17 protein-coding genes are annotated in these 15,916 nt (G+C 69.0%); 8 read left to right on the forward strand and 9 right to left on the reverse strand.

Translation table 11 applies throughout. The annotated features are described in order from the left end of the window. The gene (locus tag ACFSVL_RS34625) at positions 1–1,188 is read right to left on the reverse strand and encodes an acetyl-CoA C-acetyltransferase (protein ID WP_378310372.1); all 1,188 of its coding nucleotides are present in this window, start codon (positions 1,186–1,188) and stop codon (positions 1–3) included. 140 nt (positions 1,189–1,328) lie between these two features. On the opposite strand from ACFSVL_RS34625, the gene mce reads away from it, so the two are divergent. Beyond that, a complete protein-coding gene (gene mce / locus ACFSVL_RS34630) occupies positions 1,329–1,784 on the forward strand; it encodes a methylmalonyl-CoA epimerase (RefSeq protein WP_182892306.1) in 456 nt (151 codons plus the stop codon). 42 nt (positions 1,785–1,826) lie between these two features. On the opposite strand, the gene ACFSVL_RS34635 is transcribed toward mce, so the two are convergent. Together ACFSVL_RS34635 and ACFSVL_RS34640 are read right to left on the reverse strand one after the other, a co-directional pair. Then, entirely contained in the window at positions 1,827–2,408 is a 582-nt protein-coding gene (locus ACFSVL_RS34635) for a TetR/AcrR family transcriptional regulator (RefSeq protein ID WP_378310374.1), read from the reverse strand. A gap of 33 nt (positions 2,409–2,441) precedes the next feature. Beyond that, entirely contained in the window at positions 2,442–2,810 is a 369-nt protein-coding gene (locus ACFSVL_RS34640) for an SPW repeat domain-containing protein (protein ID WP_101435391.1), read from the reverse strand. Positions 2,811–3,011: 201 nt separating this feature from the next. On the opposite strand from ACFSVL_RS34640, the gene ccrA reads away from it, so the two are divergent. The 4 genes from ccrA to ACFSVL_RS34660 all read left to right on the forward strand — a co-directional run bounded on the left by ccrA (position 3,012) and on the right by ACFSVL_RS34660 (position 7,325). Beyond that, positions 3,012–4,352 (forward strand): crotonyl-CoA carboxylase/reductase, encoded by a 1,341-nt coding sequence (ccrA, locus tag ACFSVL_RS34645; RefSeq protein ID WP_378310376.1) that lies wholly within the window; start codon positions 3,012–3,014, stop codon positions 4,350–4,352. A 129-nt stretch (positions 4,353–4,481) separates the two neighbouring features. After that, positions 4,482–5,708, forward strand: coding sequence for a chromosome segregation protein (locus tag ACFSVL_RS34650; RefSeq protein ID WP_378310866.1), 1,227 nt, complete (start codon positions 4,482–4,484; stop codon positions 5,706–5,708). A gap of 56 nt (positions 5,709–5,764) precedes the next feature. Continuing rightward, positions 5,765–6,214, forward strand: a complete 450-nt coding sequence (locus ACFSVL_RS34655) for a universal stress protein (RefSeq protein ID WP_378310378.1) — start codon at positions 5,765–5,767, stop codon at positions 6,212–6,214. Between the two features lie 4 nt (positions 6,215–6,218). Further along, positions 6,219–7,325 carry an adenylate/guanylate cyclase domain-containing protein gene (locus ACFSVL_RS34660; RefSeq protein WP_378310380.1) on the forward strand — a complete coding sequence of 369 codons (1,107 nt, stop codon included), beginning with the start codon at positions 6,219–6,221 and terminating at the stop codon, positions 7,323–7,325. A 440-nt stretch (positions 7,326–7,765) separates the two neighbouring features. Here the strand turns inward: ACFSVL_RS34660 and paaE are convergent, their stop codons facing one another. Genes paaE through paaZ form a run of 6 tightly spaced genes read right to left on the reverse strand, consistent with a single transcriptional unit; the run spans position 7,766 to position 13,445 of the window. Continuing rightward, positions 7,766–8,842 (reverse strand): 1,2-phenylacetyl-CoA epoxidase subunit PaaE, encoded by a 1,077-nt coding sequence (gene paaE / locus ACFSVL_RS34665; RefSeq protein WP_378310382.1) that lies wholly within the window; start codon positions 8,840–8,842, stop codon positions 7,766–7,768. After that, the gene (paaD, locus tag ACFSVL_RS34670; protein WP_378310384.1) at positions 8,843–9,331 is read right to left on the reverse strand and encodes a 1,2-phenylacetyl-CoA epoxidase subunit PaaD; all 489 of its coding nucleotides are present in this window, start codon (positions 9,329–9,331) and stop codon (positions 8,843–8,845) included. It abuts the gene before it with no gap. Further along, a complete protein-coding gene (gene paaC, locus ACFSVL_RS34675) occupies positions 9,325–10,182 on the reverse strand; it encodes a 1,2-phenylacetyl-CoA epoxidase subunit PaaC (RefSeq protein ID WP_378310386.1) in 858 nt (285 codons plus the stop codon). The genes paaD and paaC overlap by 7 nt, the downstream gene beginning before the upstream one ends. A gap of 13 nt (positions 10,183–10,195) precedes the next feature. Beyond that, a complete protein-coding gene (gene paaB, locus ACFSVL_RS34680; RefSeq protein ID WP_009073848.1) occupies positions 10,196–10,480 on the reverse strand; it encodes a 1,2-phenylacetyl-CoA epoxidase subunit PaaB in 285 nt (94 codons plus the stop codon). After that, positions 10,477–11,418 carry a 1,2-phenylacetyl-CoA epoxidase subunit PaaA gene (paaA, locus tag ACFSVL_RS34685; protein WP_378310388.1) on the reverse strand — a complete coding sequence of 314 codons (942 nt, stop codon included), beginning with the start codon at positions 11,416–11,418 and terminating at the stop codon, positions 10,477–10,479. Before paaA ends, paaB begins: the two co-directional genes overlap by 4 nt. Next, positions 11,415–13,445, reverse strand: a complete 2,031-nt coding sequence (gene paaZ / locus ACFSVL_RS34690; protein ID WP_378310390.1) for a phenylacetic acid degradation bifunctional protein PaaZ — start codon at positions 13,443–13,445, stop codon at positions 11,415–11,417. The genes paaA and paaZ overlap by 4 nt, the downstream gene beginning before the upstream one ends. 200 nt (positions 13,446–13,645) lie before the next feature. Here paaZ and paaI point away from each other — a divergent pair, with 200 nt between their 5' ends. From paaI to ACFSVL_RS34705, 3 genes are read left to right on the forward strand one after another with little or no spacing between them, the layout of a single operon-like run. Next, positions 13,646–14,041 carry a hydroxyphenylacetyl-CoA thioesterase PaaI gene (gene paaI, locus ACFSVL_RS34695; protein ID WP_378310868.1) on the forward strand — a complete coding sequence of 132 codons (396 nt, stop codon included), beginning with the start codon at positions 13,646–13,648 and terminating at the stop codon, positions 14,039–14,041. Beyond that, the gene (gene paaK, locus ACFSVL_RS34700) at positions 14,032–15,318 is read left to right on the forward strand and encodes a phenylacetate--CoA ligase PaaK (protein ID WP_378310870.1); all 1,287 of its coding nucleotides are present in this window, start codon (positions 14,032–14,034) and stop codon (positions 15,316–15,318) included. The genes paaI and paaK overlap by 10 nt, the downstream gene beginning before the upstream one ends. Further along, positions 15,315–15,905 carry a TetR/AcrR family transcriptional regulator gene (locus ACFSVL_RS34705; RefSeq protein WP_378310392.1) on the forward strand — a complete coding sequence of 197 codons (591 nt, stop codon included), beginning with the start codon at positions 15,315–15,317 and terminating at the stop codon, positions 15,903–15,905. Before paaK ends, ACFSVL_RS34705 begins: the two co-directional genes overlap by 4 nt. Positions 15,906–15,916: the final 11 nt, after the last annotated feature.

A 15,916-nucleotide genomic window follows, 5' to 3' on the forward strand; every position in this document is an offset into this window, starting at 1 on the left:
TTACGCCGACGGAACGCGGATCAGCAGCGCGTCGCCCTGGCCGCCGCCACCGCACAGCGCGGCCGCGCCGAGACCGCCGCCGCGACGGCGCAGCTCGTGCACCAGGTGCACGGCCAGCCGGGCGCCGGACGCGCCGATCGGGTGGCCCAGCGCGATCGCGCCGCCGTTGACGTTGACCTTCGACTCGTCCAGCCCGAGCTTCTCGCTCGACACCAGGCCGACCGAGGCGAACGCTTCGTTGATCTCCACCAGGTCCAGGTCGCCCACGTCCAGCTTCGCCTTCCTCAGCGCGGCGCGGATCGCGTTCGACGGCTGCTCCTGCAGGCTCGCGTCCGGACCGGCGACGACGCCGTGCGCACCGATCTCGGCCAGCGGCGTGATGCCCAGCTCGGCCGCCTTCTCCGGGCTGGCCACGATCACCGCGGCCGCACCGTCGGAGATCTGCGACGACGAAGCGGCGGTGATGGTGCCGTCCGAAGCGAACGCCGGACGCAGCTTCGCGAGGCCCTCGACGGTGGTGTCCGCGCGCACGCCCTCGTCGGTGGAGAAGACCACCGGGTCGCCCTTGCGCTGCGGGATCGACACCGGCGCGATCTCCTCGCGGAAGAACCCGGCCTCGATCGCGGCCGCGGCCCGCTGATGCGAACGCGCGGAGAACGCGTCCTGCTGCTCGCGGGTGACGCTGTAGCGGGCGTTGTGCTTCTCCGTCGAAACACCCATCGCGACCTGGTCGAACGCGCAGAACAGGCCGTCGTAGGCCATGTGGTCGACCAGCGTGGTGTCGCCGTACTTGAAGCCCGAACGGGACTTCGGCAGCAGGTGCGGCGCCTGCGTCATCGACTCCTGGCCGCCCGCGACGACGAGGTCGAACTCGCCCGCGCGGATCAGCTGGTCGGCGAGCGCGATCGCGTCGAGGCCGGAAAGGCAGACCTTGTTGATGGTGAGCGCCGGAACGTCCATCGGGATGCCCGCGGCGACCGCGGCCTGGCGAGCCGGGATCTGGCCCGCGCCCGCGGTGAGCACCTGCCCCATGATCGTGTACTGGACCTGGTCCGGGGAGACGCCGGCGCGCTCGAGCGCGGCCTTGATCGCGATCCCGCCCAGCTGGGCTCCCGAGAAGTCCTTCAACGAGCCGAGCAGCCGCCCGATCGGGGTACGGGCAGCGCCCAGGATCACGGAACCGGACACGACGTCCTCCAAAGCATCGGTGCACTGGCAGTGTTCCCACGATACGGCCTGCGCGGGGTTCCCGGCGCGTCTTGATGGAGCCAGTGTGAGGGGGCGCACGCGGGGTTCCGCCTGCCGCTCGCGGGCTTATCCTCCCCGGTATGGACACCGAGCCCAGCGCATCCGTGCTCAAGCCGTTCGTGACCGCGATCGACCACGTCGGCATCGCCGTGCCCGACCTCGACGCGGCCATCGCCTTCCACCGCGACCACTTCGGCCTGGAGGTCGCGCACGAGGAGGTGAACGACGAGCAGGGCGTGCGCGAGGCGATGCTGCGCGCCCCGGGTACCGCGGGCACCGAGACGATGATCCAGCTGCTCGCGCCGTCCCGCGACGATTCGACGATCGCCAAGTTCATCGGCCGCAATGGCCCGGGCCTGCAGCAGCTCGCGCTGCGAGTGTCCGATGTGGACGCTGCGGCGGCGGCGCTGCGCGCACAGGGCCTCCGGCTGCTGTATGACGCGGCCAAGCGCGGGACGTCGAACAGCCGGGTGAACTTCGTGCATCCGAAGGACGCGGGCGGGGTGCTGGTCGAGCTCGTGGAGCCGGCGCGCTGAGACCTCGTGAGTGGCAATCCCGGTTCTAACCGGGATTGCCACTCACGAGGTCGTCCCCTTGGCCGCGCGAGCCGACAACGCGTTCGCCACGAACGTCAGCTCCCCGTCGAACTCCGCGGGCCGGTCGTCGCCGGTGTGCCGAGCCGTCGCGTGCCGGTGGGTGACCGCGCGGGCCAGCAGCCCGGACGCGTTGTCGATGTCCGCCCCGGCGAGCCGTCCGCCGGTCGCGGCCACGATCACCGACCGCATCAGCCGGACCAGCTGCTGGAATCGCTCGGACAGCGCGTCGCGGACCACGTGGTGGGTGTCGGCCTCGCGCCACAGCAGATGCGAGAGCCCGAGGGAACCGGTGAACCGGCGGTCGAGTTCGCCGACCAGCCTGCGCAGGGAACCCGCCAGGTCGCCGGGAACGACGACCGCGGCGGGTTCGATGCGTTCGTCCGGCAGCCGGTCGACCAAGGCGGCCAGCAGGTCGGACTTGCGGCGGAAGTAATAGTGGACCAGGCCCTTCGGGACCCCGGCGCGCTCCGCGATGCGGGACGTCGGGGTCGCGTCGAAGCCGGACTCGGCGAACAGCTCCTCCGCCGCGCACAGGATCCGTTCCTTCGCCGAGTCTTCGGTCATGTCACCTTCCTCGCCGGGGCTCCGTTGCCCCGATCAGTGCTGGCCCGCCATCCGGTGCGCGGCGTTGGCCTCCGGCATCGCGGCCGCGCCGGCGATGATCGTCAGCGCACCGCCGACCCAGGACGTCCACGACGCCCCGTTGAATTCCGTATACCCCATCACCCACGGCGCGATGAACAGCAACGCGCCGAGGACGATCTGCACGCCCTCGCCGTAAACCATGCTCGGCGCCGCGAGCGACACCAGGCCGTCGATCGCGATCAGCGCGCCGAGGACCACCATCGTCCACACCATCGTGGTGTTCGTGCTCAGCCAAAGGGGTGAAAGAGCGGCGACAACACCAATCACGACCTCGGCCCAGTCGTAGGGCCGCGTCCAGGCGCGCGTCGAGACTTCACTCATTCGTGCTCACCTCCGCCGGAAAAGAGCCGTTCAGGGAGATTTCCCATGTCCGACTATGCGCCTTGGTTGGCCAGCCGGTCAAGATTCGTTGGTCACACTTCGACTCGTGTACAAGGTGTCTGTCTCGTACAGTGAGGCCCCCGGTTACCGACGAGTAATTTCGTCTAGTCGCCCGCCGCGACCGACCCCTGGAGGTTCCCGATGACGCACCTCGACGAGATCCAGCAGGCGATCCTGAACGGCCGCCTCGACGCGATCGCCGAGCTGCCCGTGCCCGAGAGCTACCGGGGCGTCACCGTGCACGCCGACGAGGTCGACCTGTTCGAAGGCCTCGAAAGCCGGGACAAGGACCCGCGCCGCTCGCTGCACATCGACGACGTCCCGACGCCGGAGCTGGGCCCCGGCGAGGCGCTGGTCGCGGTGATGGCGAGCGCGATCAACTACAACACTGTCTGGACGTCGATCTTCGAGCCGATCCCGACGTTCAAGTTCCTCCGCAAGTACGGGAAGCTCTCGCCGCTGGCCAAGCGGCACGACCTGCCGTATCACGTGGTCGGCTCCGACCTGTCCGGCGTCGTGCTGCGCACCGGCGCGGGCGTGCACAACTGGAAGCCGGGCGACGAGGTCGTCGCGCACTGCCTGAATGTCGAGCTGGAAGGCCCGGACGGGCACAACGACACGATGCTCGACACCGAGCAGCGGATCTGGGGCTTCGAGACGAACTTCGGCGGGCTCGCCGAGATCGCGCTGGTCAAGGCGAACCAGCTGATGCCGAAGCCGGCGCACCTGACCTGGGAGGAGTCCGCCGCTCCGGGGCTGGTGAACTCGACCGCGTACCGGCAGCTGGTGTCGCGCAACGGCGCGGACATGAAACAGGGCGACGTCGTGCTGATCTGGGGCGCGTCGGGCGGCCTCGGCTCGTACGCGACGCAGTACGCGCTCAACGGCGGCGCGATCCCGGTGTGCGTCGTGTCCAGCCCCGAAAAAGCCGAGATCTGCCGGAAGCTCGGCGCGGAGCTGATCATCGACCGCACCGCGGAGGGCTACAAATTCTGGAAGAGCGAGACCGAGCAGGACCCGAAGGAATGGCAGCGGTTCGGCGCGAAGATCCGCGAGTTGACCGGCGGCGAGGACCCGGACATCGTGTTCGAGCACCCGGGCCGGGAGACCTTCGGCGCGTCCGTCTACGCCGCGCGCAAGGGCGGCACCATCGTCACCTGCGCGTCCACCTCGGGCTACATGCACCAGTACGACAACCGGTACCTGTGGATGAACCTGAAGCGGATCATCGGCTCGCACTTCGCGAACTACCGCGAATCGTGGGAGGCCAACCGGCTCATCGCGAAGGGCCTCATCCACCCGACGCTGTCGAAGACGTACTCGCTGGAAGAAACCGGCCAGGCCGCCCTTGACGTGCACCGCAACGCCCACCAGGGCAAGGTCGGAGTGCTCGCGCTGGCTCCGGAAGAAGGGCTCGGCGTACGCGACGAGGAGCTGCGCGCGAAGCACCTCGACGGCATCAACGCCTTCCGCGGCGCGTGAGGGCAGACCACCTGCCCGATCGGTCCGGCCGCTCAGCGCACGGGCGGCCGGACGCCGTGGGTGCTCACCCGTCCGTGACCGCGGAGCGACTACGGTGGTGGCATGAGTCTTGGCGATGAACGCGAACTCGTGCCGCTGGGAGCCGGCTTCGACGTAGCGAAGCGGGGGTACAGCCGGGCGCAGGTCGACGAGCACCTCGAACGGCTCGACGGCGACCTGAAGATGCTCACCGCCGACCGCGACGCCGCCATCGCCCAGTCCGGCGACCTGGCCCGGCAGCTGGAAGTCGCACGCGGCGAGATCGCCGATCTGCGCGGTCAGGTCGACCGGCTCGCGCAGCCGCCGACGAGCGTCGAGGGCCTGTCCGAGCGCCTCCAGCGGATGCTGCGGCTGGCGCAGGACGAGGCCGCCGACACGCGTGCCCGCGCCGAGGCCGAGGCCGGCCACATCCGGGCCAAGGCGGAGACCGACGCCAGCGCCATGCGCGCCCGGTACGAGCAGTTGCTCACCGAGCTTGACCTGCGCCGCAAGGAGATGGAAGCCGAGCACCGCAAGGTGCTGGAGGACGCGCGCGCCGAGGCCAAGCGGATCACCGACGAGGCCGAGGCCGAGCGCAAGAAGCTCGACGCGGAGTCTGAGGCCCGCCGCACGCAGGTCGAGGAAGACTTCGAGATCGCCATGGCCACCCGCCGCGCCGAGGCGATGCGCGTGCTGGCCGAGCAGGAGGCGGCCAGCAAGGCCGAGGCCGAGCGCCGGGTCCGCGAGGCCGCCGAGGACGCGGCCGCGATCCGGGCGAAGGTGCTGGAGGAGGAGACCGCGGCGAAGGCCGACATCGACCGCCGCCAGCGCGAATCGGTCGCCGACGCGAACAAGCGCCGCCAGGACTCGATCACCGAGGCCAACGCGCGGCTCGCGGAGGCCGCCGACGAGGCCCGCCGCCGCGTCCGCACCGCCACCGACGAATCGAACCGCCGGATCACCCAGGCCAACGAGCGGGTCGAGGCCCTGCGCACGGTCCGGGCGAGCCTGGCCGAGCAGGTCCGGTCGGCGCGCACCGTGCTGGCCGAGGCACAGCACGTGCTCGGCGAAACCGACGGGGCCGTCCCCGAGGACATCAAGGCGTCCGTCGACGGGGCTTCCGGGCCGAAGTCCGGCACCACGAACAGCAACGGCACCCAGTCGGGTAAGCCGGGCAGTGCCGCGGGTTCCGCTGGCCAGGGCAGCAAGAATGCCCCGGCGAACAGCGGAAAGCCCGCGGCGGGCGGCGACGTCGAGCAGACTGTCCGGCTGCGTACGTCCGACGTGCCCAAGCCGCAGCCGCAACCGCGCCCGGCGGGAAAACCGACTGGCGAGTAACCTTCCCCCGCGAAGGGGCCGAGCCGCCCCGCTGACCGATCGCCGGGAGGTTCTGGATGGCTGTCTATCGGACTGTGGTGGTGGGCACGGACGGGTCCGACTCGTCCTTCGCCGCGGTGGACAAGGCCGCCGGGGTGGCCGCCGACGCCGGGGCGACGCTGGTCGTCGTCTGCGCGTACCACCCGGCCAGCCGCCAAGACGTCGAACGCGCGCAGGACGAACTGGGCGACGAGGCCTACCAGGTGGTCGGGTCCGCGCCCGCCGAGGACACGCTGCAGTCCGCACGGGACCGCGCGGCGAAGGCCGGCGCCGCGAACATCGAGACGGTCGCGCTGGAGGGTCAGCCGGTCGACATGCTGCGGAAGGTCGTGAAGGACCGCTCGGCCGACCTGCTCGTGGTCGGCAACCGCGGCCTCAACACCCTGGCCGGGCGGATCCTGGGCTCGGTGCCCGCCGAGGTGGCCCGGAAGTCGGGCGTCGACGTGCTGATCGTGCACACCACCTGATTTCGTGGCCGACTCTTCCCGGGACCTGCAGCAGCGGCTCGAACGCGCCCTGCTCGGCGGGCCCCGCCGCTACACCCGGCTCGAAGTCGCGAAACGGGCCGGCGTGCCCGAGGAACGCTCGCGCCGGCTGTGGCGAGCCCTGGGTTTCGCCACCGTCGAAGACGACGAAATGGTGTTCACCGACGCGGACGTCGAGGCCATGCGCATCGCCGACGGTTTGGTGAGTTCCGGCCTTGTCGCGCCCGGGATGGAAGTCGCGGTGACCCGTGCCCTCGGCCAGCATCTTTCCCGGCTGGCCGAGTGGCAGGTACACATGCTGTGGCAGCTGATCACGGAAAACCCGGACCTGGCCCGCAGCGACCGTCAGGTGACCCGCCTGGTAGAGCGCCTGCTCCCCGAGTTGGAGCAGGTCCAGAACTACGTCTGGCGCCGTCACCTGGCTGCCTTTGCCGGCCGCGCCTTCGCCAGCCCCGACGAGGACCTGGAGACCCGAGCCCTGGTCGTCGGCTTCGTGGACATGGTCGGCTACACCAGATTCACGAGGGAAGCCGACGAGGAAGAGCTAAGCCAGGTCCTGGACGGCTTCGAGTCGCTGGCCACCGAAGTCATCGCGGAACACCACGGCCGGGTAGTAAAAATGATCGGCGACGAGGTCCTCTTCGTCACCGACTCCCCCGCCGACGGCGCGGAAATCGCCCTGACCCTGGCCGAACGCACCGGCGAAGACGGCGGCTTGCCCGCAGTCCGAGCCGGAATGGCCTCAGGACGGGTCCTGTCCCGCTTCGGCGATGTCTATGGCTCGGTGGTCAACCTCGCCGCGCGCCTGACGTCAGCAGCGAGGCCGGGCACAGTCTTGGTCGACCGAGAACTGGCCGGACAACTGGAATCCCTGCCAGAATTCGACCTACGCACTCGACGCCCCATCGCAGTACGCGGCTACAACCGCCTGCGCCCCTCCGCACTCCGACGAGCGAAAGCGAAGCCCACCGGCCGCTTCGCGTCGTCACAGGAACTGGCCGCAGAAATGCTAGGCCTAGGCGACCCCACCACCACCGAAACCCCAGAGCCAAACGACTTCCCGACCCCCCGCCGCAAACGCCGCCGCCGCTAACCGTCCGTGAGGGGAACCCTCACAGACTCTGATTCCCTCAGGGTTCCCCTCACAGCCCTCGCCCGCCTCCGCGACCCCCGGCCGTCCGTGAGGGACCCCTTCACGGAACCAGATTCCCTCAAGGACCCCTTCACAGCCCGCACCCGCCCGCCGAAGCGCCCCAATGTGGCGTTGGGTGCATGCGACGCACCCAATGTGGCGTTCGGTGCGTCAGACGCACCCAATGCCACATTGGGGCGCAAGCCCCACCCCCACCAAGCCGCACCAACGCACCCAACCCATCGGTGCACCCAGCCCCTCCCCCGCACCCCGATACGAAGCCTCCCTGCGGTCCGGTGGTGCTTGTCAAGGCATCTTTCCCGCCTTGACAAGCACCACCGGACCGTCAGCACAATCGGGCTTCGGGGTGCCCGCCGCAACAGTCTTTCAACCCCAAAACCTCAAGCGTCGAAATCCACCGTAACCCGCTCAGAAACCGGATGAGACTGGCAAGTCAACACAAACCCAGCCTCGACCTCAGCCTTCTCCAACGCGAAATTCCGCCGCATATCCACCGCCCCCTCGGTCACCTTCGCCCGGCAGGTCCCGCAAACCCCGCCCTTGCAGGCAAACGGCAAATCCGGCCGGAACCGCTGCGCCCCGTCCAGCACCGACGACTCCCGGGGCAGATTCATCGTCGTAGACCGCCCGTCCAGCACCAACGTCACCTCAGACGAAGCACCGGCCACCGCGGGATCGACATGCTTGACCGGCTCCGGCGGCACATCATCCACATAGAACAGCTCCTGATGCACCCGCTCCCCAGGAACCCCCAGTGAACCAAGAAGCTCCTGAGCCGAAGTCACCATCCCAAACGGCCCGCACAACCAAAAGTGATCGACATCCTCGACCGGCACAATCGACCCGAACAACGCACTCAGCTTGTCCGAATCCAGCCGCCCGGTAAACAACTCAGCCTCACGAGGCTCCCGGGACAGCACATGCACCAGCTCCAACCGAGCCGGATACCGATCCTTCAAATCAGCCAGCTCATCAGCGAACATCACCGTGTCAGTACGCCGATTCCCATAAAGCACAGTCACCGAAGCATCCGGCGTAGCCAGCAAAGAAGCCGCGATAGACAACACCGGCGTAATCCCCGACCCAGCAGCGATCAGCACATGATGCCCACCAGCCGCCAAATCCGGAGTAAACGACCCGGTAGGCGCGGAAACCTCAACGGTATCCCCCGCCCGAACCTCATTGACCAGCCACGACGAGAACACCCCATCCGGAACCAGCCGCACGCCAACCCGCGGCCGCTCCCCCGCCGCGGCACAGATCGAATACGACCGCCGCTCGTCCCGCCCCTCCACAGTCCGGCGCAGGGTGAGCGACTGCCCGGGCGCGAAAGCGTAAGTAGACGCCAGCTCGGCAGGCACGTCGAACGTCACGGCCACGGCGTCGTCGCAAAGCCGCTCAACCTCGGCCACCCGCAACGAATGGAACCCCGTGCGACGGGAAATGGTGGCAGTCACTCAAATCTCCTTGACGTGTTCGAACGGCTCCCAGCAAGACCGGCAACGCCGCAACGCCTTACAAGCAGTCGCACTGAACCGGGACTGCTCCTCGGTATCGACCGACCCGCAGTGCGGACAGGCCACCTGCCGCACCGAAGGCCCCAGCGTCAACGGAATCGGCCCCGACCGCCGCGGCGCGGACCCCGGCGGCGCGATCCCGGCCTCGGCCAGTTTGCGCCGGCCGTTCTCGCTGATCCAATCCGACGTCCACGCCGGTTCCAGCACCGTACGGATCTCGATCTCGGTATACCCCGCACCACGCAACGCGTGCTCAAGGTCGTCCCGCATGGTGTCCATCGCCGGACACCCGGTGTACGTCGGGGTGATCGACACCGTCACCCGACCGTCCTCTTCGGACACTTCGCGCAGCACACCCAGATCCGCGAGCGTCAGCATCGGCAGCTCGGGATCGGTGACTGTGGAAGCCACCGCCACTGCGGTCACCATGACGCTCCAGGCATCGCCCGAGCCACGCTCTGCAGCTCAGCCAGCAGGAAACCCATCTGTTCCGTGTGGACTCCATCGCGCCCAGTACGCCCGGAAACTCCAGCGATAGCCCCGATCTCCGGCCGCTCCAACGTCCCGGCCGCCAACGCCTGATCCAGAATGGCGTCGAACTCCGGCCGCAACGAAGCTGCATCCACCAGCTCGACCGGATGCGTCGCGAACAACTCCTCGACATACGGCCACACCGCGGCGAGCCCCTCGGCCATCCGCTCGTGCGACAGCGGCGTCCCGTCACCGAGCCGCACCAGCCACTGCGCGGCGTAGTCCCGGTGGTAAGCCAGCTCCTTCACACCCTTGGCCGCGATCGCAGCCAGCACCGGGTCCACACTGGACTCAAGCCGCTGGAACAACGCGAGCCGCCAGGTCGAGAACACGAACAGCTGCGCGATCGTGTGGCCGAAGTGGCCACCGCCCAGCTCGGCCAGCCGCACGTTCCGGAACTCGTTCTCCGCGCGCAGGAACGCGAACGTGTCCTCGGACCGGTCAGTCCCGTCCGCCTTGCCCGAGCGGGCCAGCAGCAACCGCGCCTGGCCGAGCAGGTCGAGGGCGATGTTCGCGAGCGCGACCTCGTCCTCCAGCTCAGGCGCGTTGCTGACCCACTCCTGCAACCGATGCGAGAAGATCAACGCGTCGTCGCCGAGCATCAGGCAATACGCGGCCAGCTGCGCACCGTCCACTCCGGACGGCACCGAAGTGTCCACACCGGACAGCGGGTCAGCGAATCCGGTGCCAAAGGCCCAGCGCGCGTCGTTGTCTTCGGTGATGGCTTCGTAGACGTTATCAAAGGACACAGCAGGACATCCCTTACATGTGGGGAACGTTGTCGGGAATGTCGTAGAACGTCGGGTGCCGGTACACCTTGTCCCCGCTGGGCGCGAAGAACGGGTCCTTCTCGTCCGGCGACGACGCGGTGATGTCCGAGGCGCGGACGACCCAGATCGACACACCTTCGTTGCGACGCGTGTAAAGATCGCGCGCGTGGTGCAGCGCCATCTCGTCGTCCGCCGCGTGCAGCGAGCCCACGTGCACGTGGTTCAGGCCCCGCTTCCCGCGGACGAACACCTCGTACAACGGCCAGTCGTGCTTCATGCCGAAACCTCTTTCTTGGCCGCATGCGCCGCAGCGGCTTCCCTAACCCAGGCACCGTCGTCGTGCGCGCGCCGCCGATGGGCGACCCGGTCCGCGTTGCACGGGCCGTTGCCCTTGAGCACGTTCTTGAACTCGTCCCAGTCGACCGCGCCGAAGTCGTAGTGCTCGCGCGAGGCGTTCCACTTCAGCTCCGGGTCCGGGAAGGTCACGCCGAGCGCCTCGGCCTGCGGCACGGACATGTCGACAAAGCGCTGCCGCAGCTCGTCGTTGGTGTGCCGCTTGATCTTCCACGCCATCGACTGCGCGGTGTTGGGCGAATCCGCGTCCGGCGGGCCGAACATCATCAGCGACGGCCACCACCAGCGGTTCACCGCCTCCTGCACCATGTCCCGCTGCTGCTGGGTGCCCTTCATCATGGTCATCAGCAGCTCGTAGCCCTGCCGCTGGTGGAAGGACTCCTCCTTGCAGATCCGGATCATCGCCCGCGCGTAGGGCCCGTACGACGACCGGCACAGCGGCACCTGGTTGCAGATCGCCGCGCCGTCCACCAGCCAGCCGATCACGCCGACGTCGGCGAAGGTCAGCGTCGGGTAGTTGAAGATCGACGAGTACTTCTGCCTGCCGGTGATGAGCTTGTCGGTGAGGTCCGCGCGGTCCGCGCCGAGCGTCGCCGCCGCGGAGTACAGGTACAGCCCGTGCCCGGCCTCGTCCTGCACCTTCGCGAGCAGGATCGCCTTGCGCCGCAAGGAAGGCGCGCGGGTGATCCAGTTGCCCTCGGGCTGCATGCCGATGATCTCCGAATGCGCGTGCTGCGCGATCTGGCGGATCATCGTCTTGCGGTAGCCCTCGGGGATCCAGTCGCGCGGCTCGATGCGCTGGTCCCGTTCGATGGTGTGCTCGAACAGGGCTTCGAGGTCAGGCTCTGCCACAGCGGTCACGGCTGCTCCTTCGAGACGAGGGTGAGCACGTCGTACTTCGCGACCGAGTCGCCGTCCTGGTTGGTGACGTCGGCGTCCCAGCGGACTTCGCCGTACTCCTGGTCGATCCGCGGCGTGATCTGCTTGGCCGTCAAGGTGACCGTCAGTGCGTCGTCCACCTTCACCGGCGTGAGGAAGCGCAGGTTCTCCAGGCCGTAGTTGGCAAGCACCGGTCCCGGCTCAGGCGACACGAACAGGCCCGCGGCGAACGACACGACGAGGTAGCCGTGCGCCACGATGCCGCCGAACAGCGGGTTCGCCGCCGCGGCCGCCTCGTCGGTGTGCGCGTAGAAGGTGTCGCCGGTGAAGTCGGCGAAGTGGTCGATGTCGGCGCGCGTGACCGTGCGCGGACCCGCCACCACCGAGTCGCCGACCTTCAGCTCGGCCAGCGACTTCCGGAACGGGTGCACGTCGTCCTCGGTCCGCGGACCGCCCTCGACCCATCGGCCGGTGACCGCGCCGAGCACCGTCGGGCTGCCCTGCACGGCCGTGCGCTGCATGTGGTGCAGCACGCCGCGGATACCGCCCATTTCCTCGCCGCCGCCCGCGCGACCGGGACCGCCGTGCACCAGCTGCGGCATCGGCGAACCATGCCCGGTGGATTCCTTCGCGTCTTCGCTGTCGAGCACGAGCAGCCGGCCGTGGTACGGCGCGACGCCGAGCACGATTTCGCGGGCGAACACCGGGTCGCCAGTCACGACCGACCCGGCCAGGCTGCCGCCGCCGCGCGCCGCGAACTCGATGACCTGCTTGACCGACGTGTACGGCATCAGCGTGGACACCGGGCCGAACGCCTCGACCTCGTGCGGCTCGGCGCGTTCCGGGTCCGCCTTCAGCAGGATCGGCGAGATGAACGCGCCGGTCGCCTCGTCGCCGTCCACGACGTCGACGTGCTCCGGGTCGCCGAAGACGATGCTGCCCGCGTCGAGCAGCGCCTTCAGCGAACGGCGCACCTCTTCGCGCTGCTCCAGGCTGGCCAGCGCGCCCATCCGGACGCCCTCGGCGTTCGGGTTCCCGACGGTGACCTTGGCGAGCCTCGCGCTGACCGCTTCGGCGACGTCGTCCAGCATCTCGGCCGGGACGAACGCGCGGCGGATCGCGGTGCACTTCTGGCCCGCCTTCACCGTCATCTCGGTGGTCAGCTGCTTGACGAAGAGGTCGAACTCCGGCGTGGACGGCCGGGCGTCCGGGGCGAGGATCGAGCAGTTCAGCGAGTCGGCCTCGGCGTTGAAGCGCACCGAGTTCCGCACGATCGCCGGGTGCGCGCGCAGCTTCTGCGCGGTGGACGCGGAACCGGTGAACGACACCAGGTCCTGCGCGGTGACGTGGTCGAGCAGGTCGCCGACGCTGCCCGCGACGAACTGCACCGTGCCCTCGGGCAGGATCCCGGATTCGACGATCAGCTCGACGAGCCGCGCGGTCAGGTACGCGGTCTGGCTGGCGGGCTTGATCAGGCTCGGCACGCCGGCGAGGAACGCGGGCGCGAACTTCTCCAGCGGGCCCCACACCGGGAAGTTGAAGGCGTTGATCTGGATCGCGACGCCCTGCAGCGGCGTGGCGATGTGCTGCGCGACGAACGTGCCGCCGCGGCTCAGCGGCTCGACCGCGCCGTCGACGTACACCGTGTCGTTCGGCAGCTCGCGCTTGCCTTTCGAGCCGTAGCTGAACAGAACGCCAATGCCGCCGTCGATGTCGAACTTCGAGTCGCCGAGCGTGGACCCCGTGCGCGCCGACAGCGCGTACAGCTCTTCGCGGTGCTCGCGCAGGTGCGAAGCGAGCGCCTTCAGCAGCGCGGCCCGCTGGTGGAACGTCAGCTTCCGCAGTGCCGGACCGCCGACAGTGCGGCCGTAGTCGAGCGCGGCGGCGAAGTCGATGCCCTCCGACGAAATCCGGGCGACTTCCTCCCCCGTCGCCGCGTCGTGCAGCGGGACGCCCTCGCCAGGCGCCGTGTGCCATCCCCCGGAGACGTAGCTGCGGAGCAGAACCATGCCGACCCTCTCGCCGAATTACCAACCGGACGTTCAGTAATTCGCAGGATAGCCGCTCGCCGCGCTGATCGGAACCCCCGCGTTGCTTGACACCGCCGGGGCGGCGGCCTTTACTGGGCTCCGGCCAGGATTACCGGCCGTTCGGTCAGTAAGTCACCATTCCGGAGGGCGAACTCGTGACCCGCAACGCCGCGCACGCCATGTTCGACACCGACGAGGCGTCCCGCTCGCTCGGCATCGAACTCGTCGAGGCGGCTGACGGCCGCGCGGTGGCCTCGATGAAGGTCACCGAGACGATGGTCAACGGCCACGACATCGCCCACGGCGGTTACGTGTTCCTGCTCGCCGACACCACTTTCGCCCTCGCCTGCAACACGTACGGGCCGGTCACCGTCGCCGCCGGCGCGGAGATCTCGTTCGTCGCCGCCGGAAAACTGGGCGACCACCTCGTCGCGACGGCCGCCGAGCGCACCCGCTACGGCCGCAACGGCATCTACGACGTCACGGTGCACCGGGAGACCCCCGACGGGCCCGAGGTCGTCGCCGAATTCCGCGGCCGCAGCCGCGTCATCGAGAAAGCCCGGGAATCACAGTGACCGCAGACCCCGCCGAAAACCTCAGCGCCGACGAACTGGCGTCGCTCCAGCTGGAACGCCTGCAGTGGACGCTGCGGCACGCGTACGAGAACGTCCCACTGTACCGCAAGAAGTTCGCCGAAGCGGGCGTGCATCCCGACGACTGCCGCGAACTGGGCGACCTGGCGAAGTTCCCCTTCACCACCAAGGCCGACCTGCGCGACAACTACCCGTTCGGCATGTTCGCCGTGCCGCAGGACCAGATCCGCCGGCTGCACGCCTCCAGCGGCACCACCGGGAAGCCGACCGTCGTCGGGTACACCGAGGACGACCTCGACACCTGGGCCACGGTGATGGCGCGCTCCATCCACGCAGCCGGCGGGCGGCCCGGGCACAAGGTGCACGTGGCCTACGGATACGGCCTGTTCACCGGCGGGCTCGGCGCGCATTACGGCGCGGAAAAGCTCGGCTGCACGGTGATTCCGGCGTCCGGCGGGATGACCGCCCGGCAGGTCCAGCTGATCACGGACTTCAAGCCGGAGATCATCATGATCACGCCGTCGTACATGCTGACGCTGCTGGACGAGTTCGAGCGCCAGGGCGTGGATCCGCGGGCCAGCTCGCTGAAGGTGGGCATTTTCGGCGCGGAGCCGTGGACCGAGCAGATGCGCAGCGAGATCGAAGAACGGTTCGCGCTGGACGCAGTCGACATCTACGGCCTGTCCGAGGTGATGGGCCCTGGCGTGGCGCAGGAGTGCGCGGAGACCAAGGACGGACTGCACATCTGGGAGGACCACTTCTTCCCCGAGGTGGTCGACCCGTTCACCGAGCAGGTGCTGCCCGAGGGCGAGCGCGGCGAACTGCTGTTCACGTCGCTGACCAAGCAGGCGCTGCCGATCATCCGCTACCGCACGCGCGACCTGACCCGCCTGCTGCCCGGCACCGCGCGCCCGGCCTTCCGCCGGATGGAGAAGGTGACCGGCCGCAGCGACGACTTGATCATTCTGCGCGGGGTCAACGTTTTCCCGACGCAGATCGAGGAAATCGTGCTGCGCACCGACGGGCTGAGCCCGCACTTCCAGCTGATCCGCTCGACCCGCGGCCGCCTCGACCATCTCACTGTGCGCGTCGAAGCCCGCGCGGACACCACCGCCGAGGGCCGTTCTTCGGCGGCGTCCGCGGTGGCCGCCGGAGTGAAGGACGGCGTGGGCGTGAGCGTTTCGGTGGAGGTCGTGGACCCGGACACGCTGGAGCGCTCGCTCGGCAAAATGCGCCGCGTACTGGACGAACGCTCGTGACGACCCCCGCCCGCCGCGGCCGGCCCGGCTACGACCTGGAGTCGCTGCTCCAGGTCGCGGTCAAGCTGTTCAACGACCGCGGCTACGACGGGACCAGCATGGAGGACCTGTCGCGCAAGCTCGGCATCACGAAATCCGCGATCTACCACCACGTGCCGAGCAAGGAAGAACTGCTGCGGCTGGCGGTGGGCCGGGCGCTGGACGGACTGTTCGAGGTCGCGGAATCGACGGAGGCGCTGGACGGGCGTGCGATCGACCGCTTGGAGCATCTGGTGCGCGGAAGCGTGCTGGTGCTGGCGGACCGGCTGCCGTTCGTGACGCTGCTGCTGCGGGTGCGGGGCAACACGAAGGCCGAGCGGGCGGCGCTGGCGCGGCGGCGCGAGTTCGACCATCTGGTGACGGACCTGGTGAAGCAGGCCGAGGCGGAGGGAGACGTCCGCCCGGACATCGACCCGGCGATCGCTGCGCGGCTGCTGTTCGGCACGGTGAACTCGCTGATCGAGTGGTACCGGCCGCGGCGAGGGGCGTCCCCGGAGGAACTGGCGGACGCGGTGTGCAAGATGGCGTTCGACGGGTTGCGCGCCTGACGTTTTCCGGG

It is taken from the genome of Amycolatopsis silviterrae (assembly GCF_042684085.1).
GTDB classification, from domain to species: Bacteria; Actinomycetota; Actinomycetes; order Mycobacteriales; family Pseudonocardiaceae; genus Amycolatopsis; species Amycolatopsis silviterrae.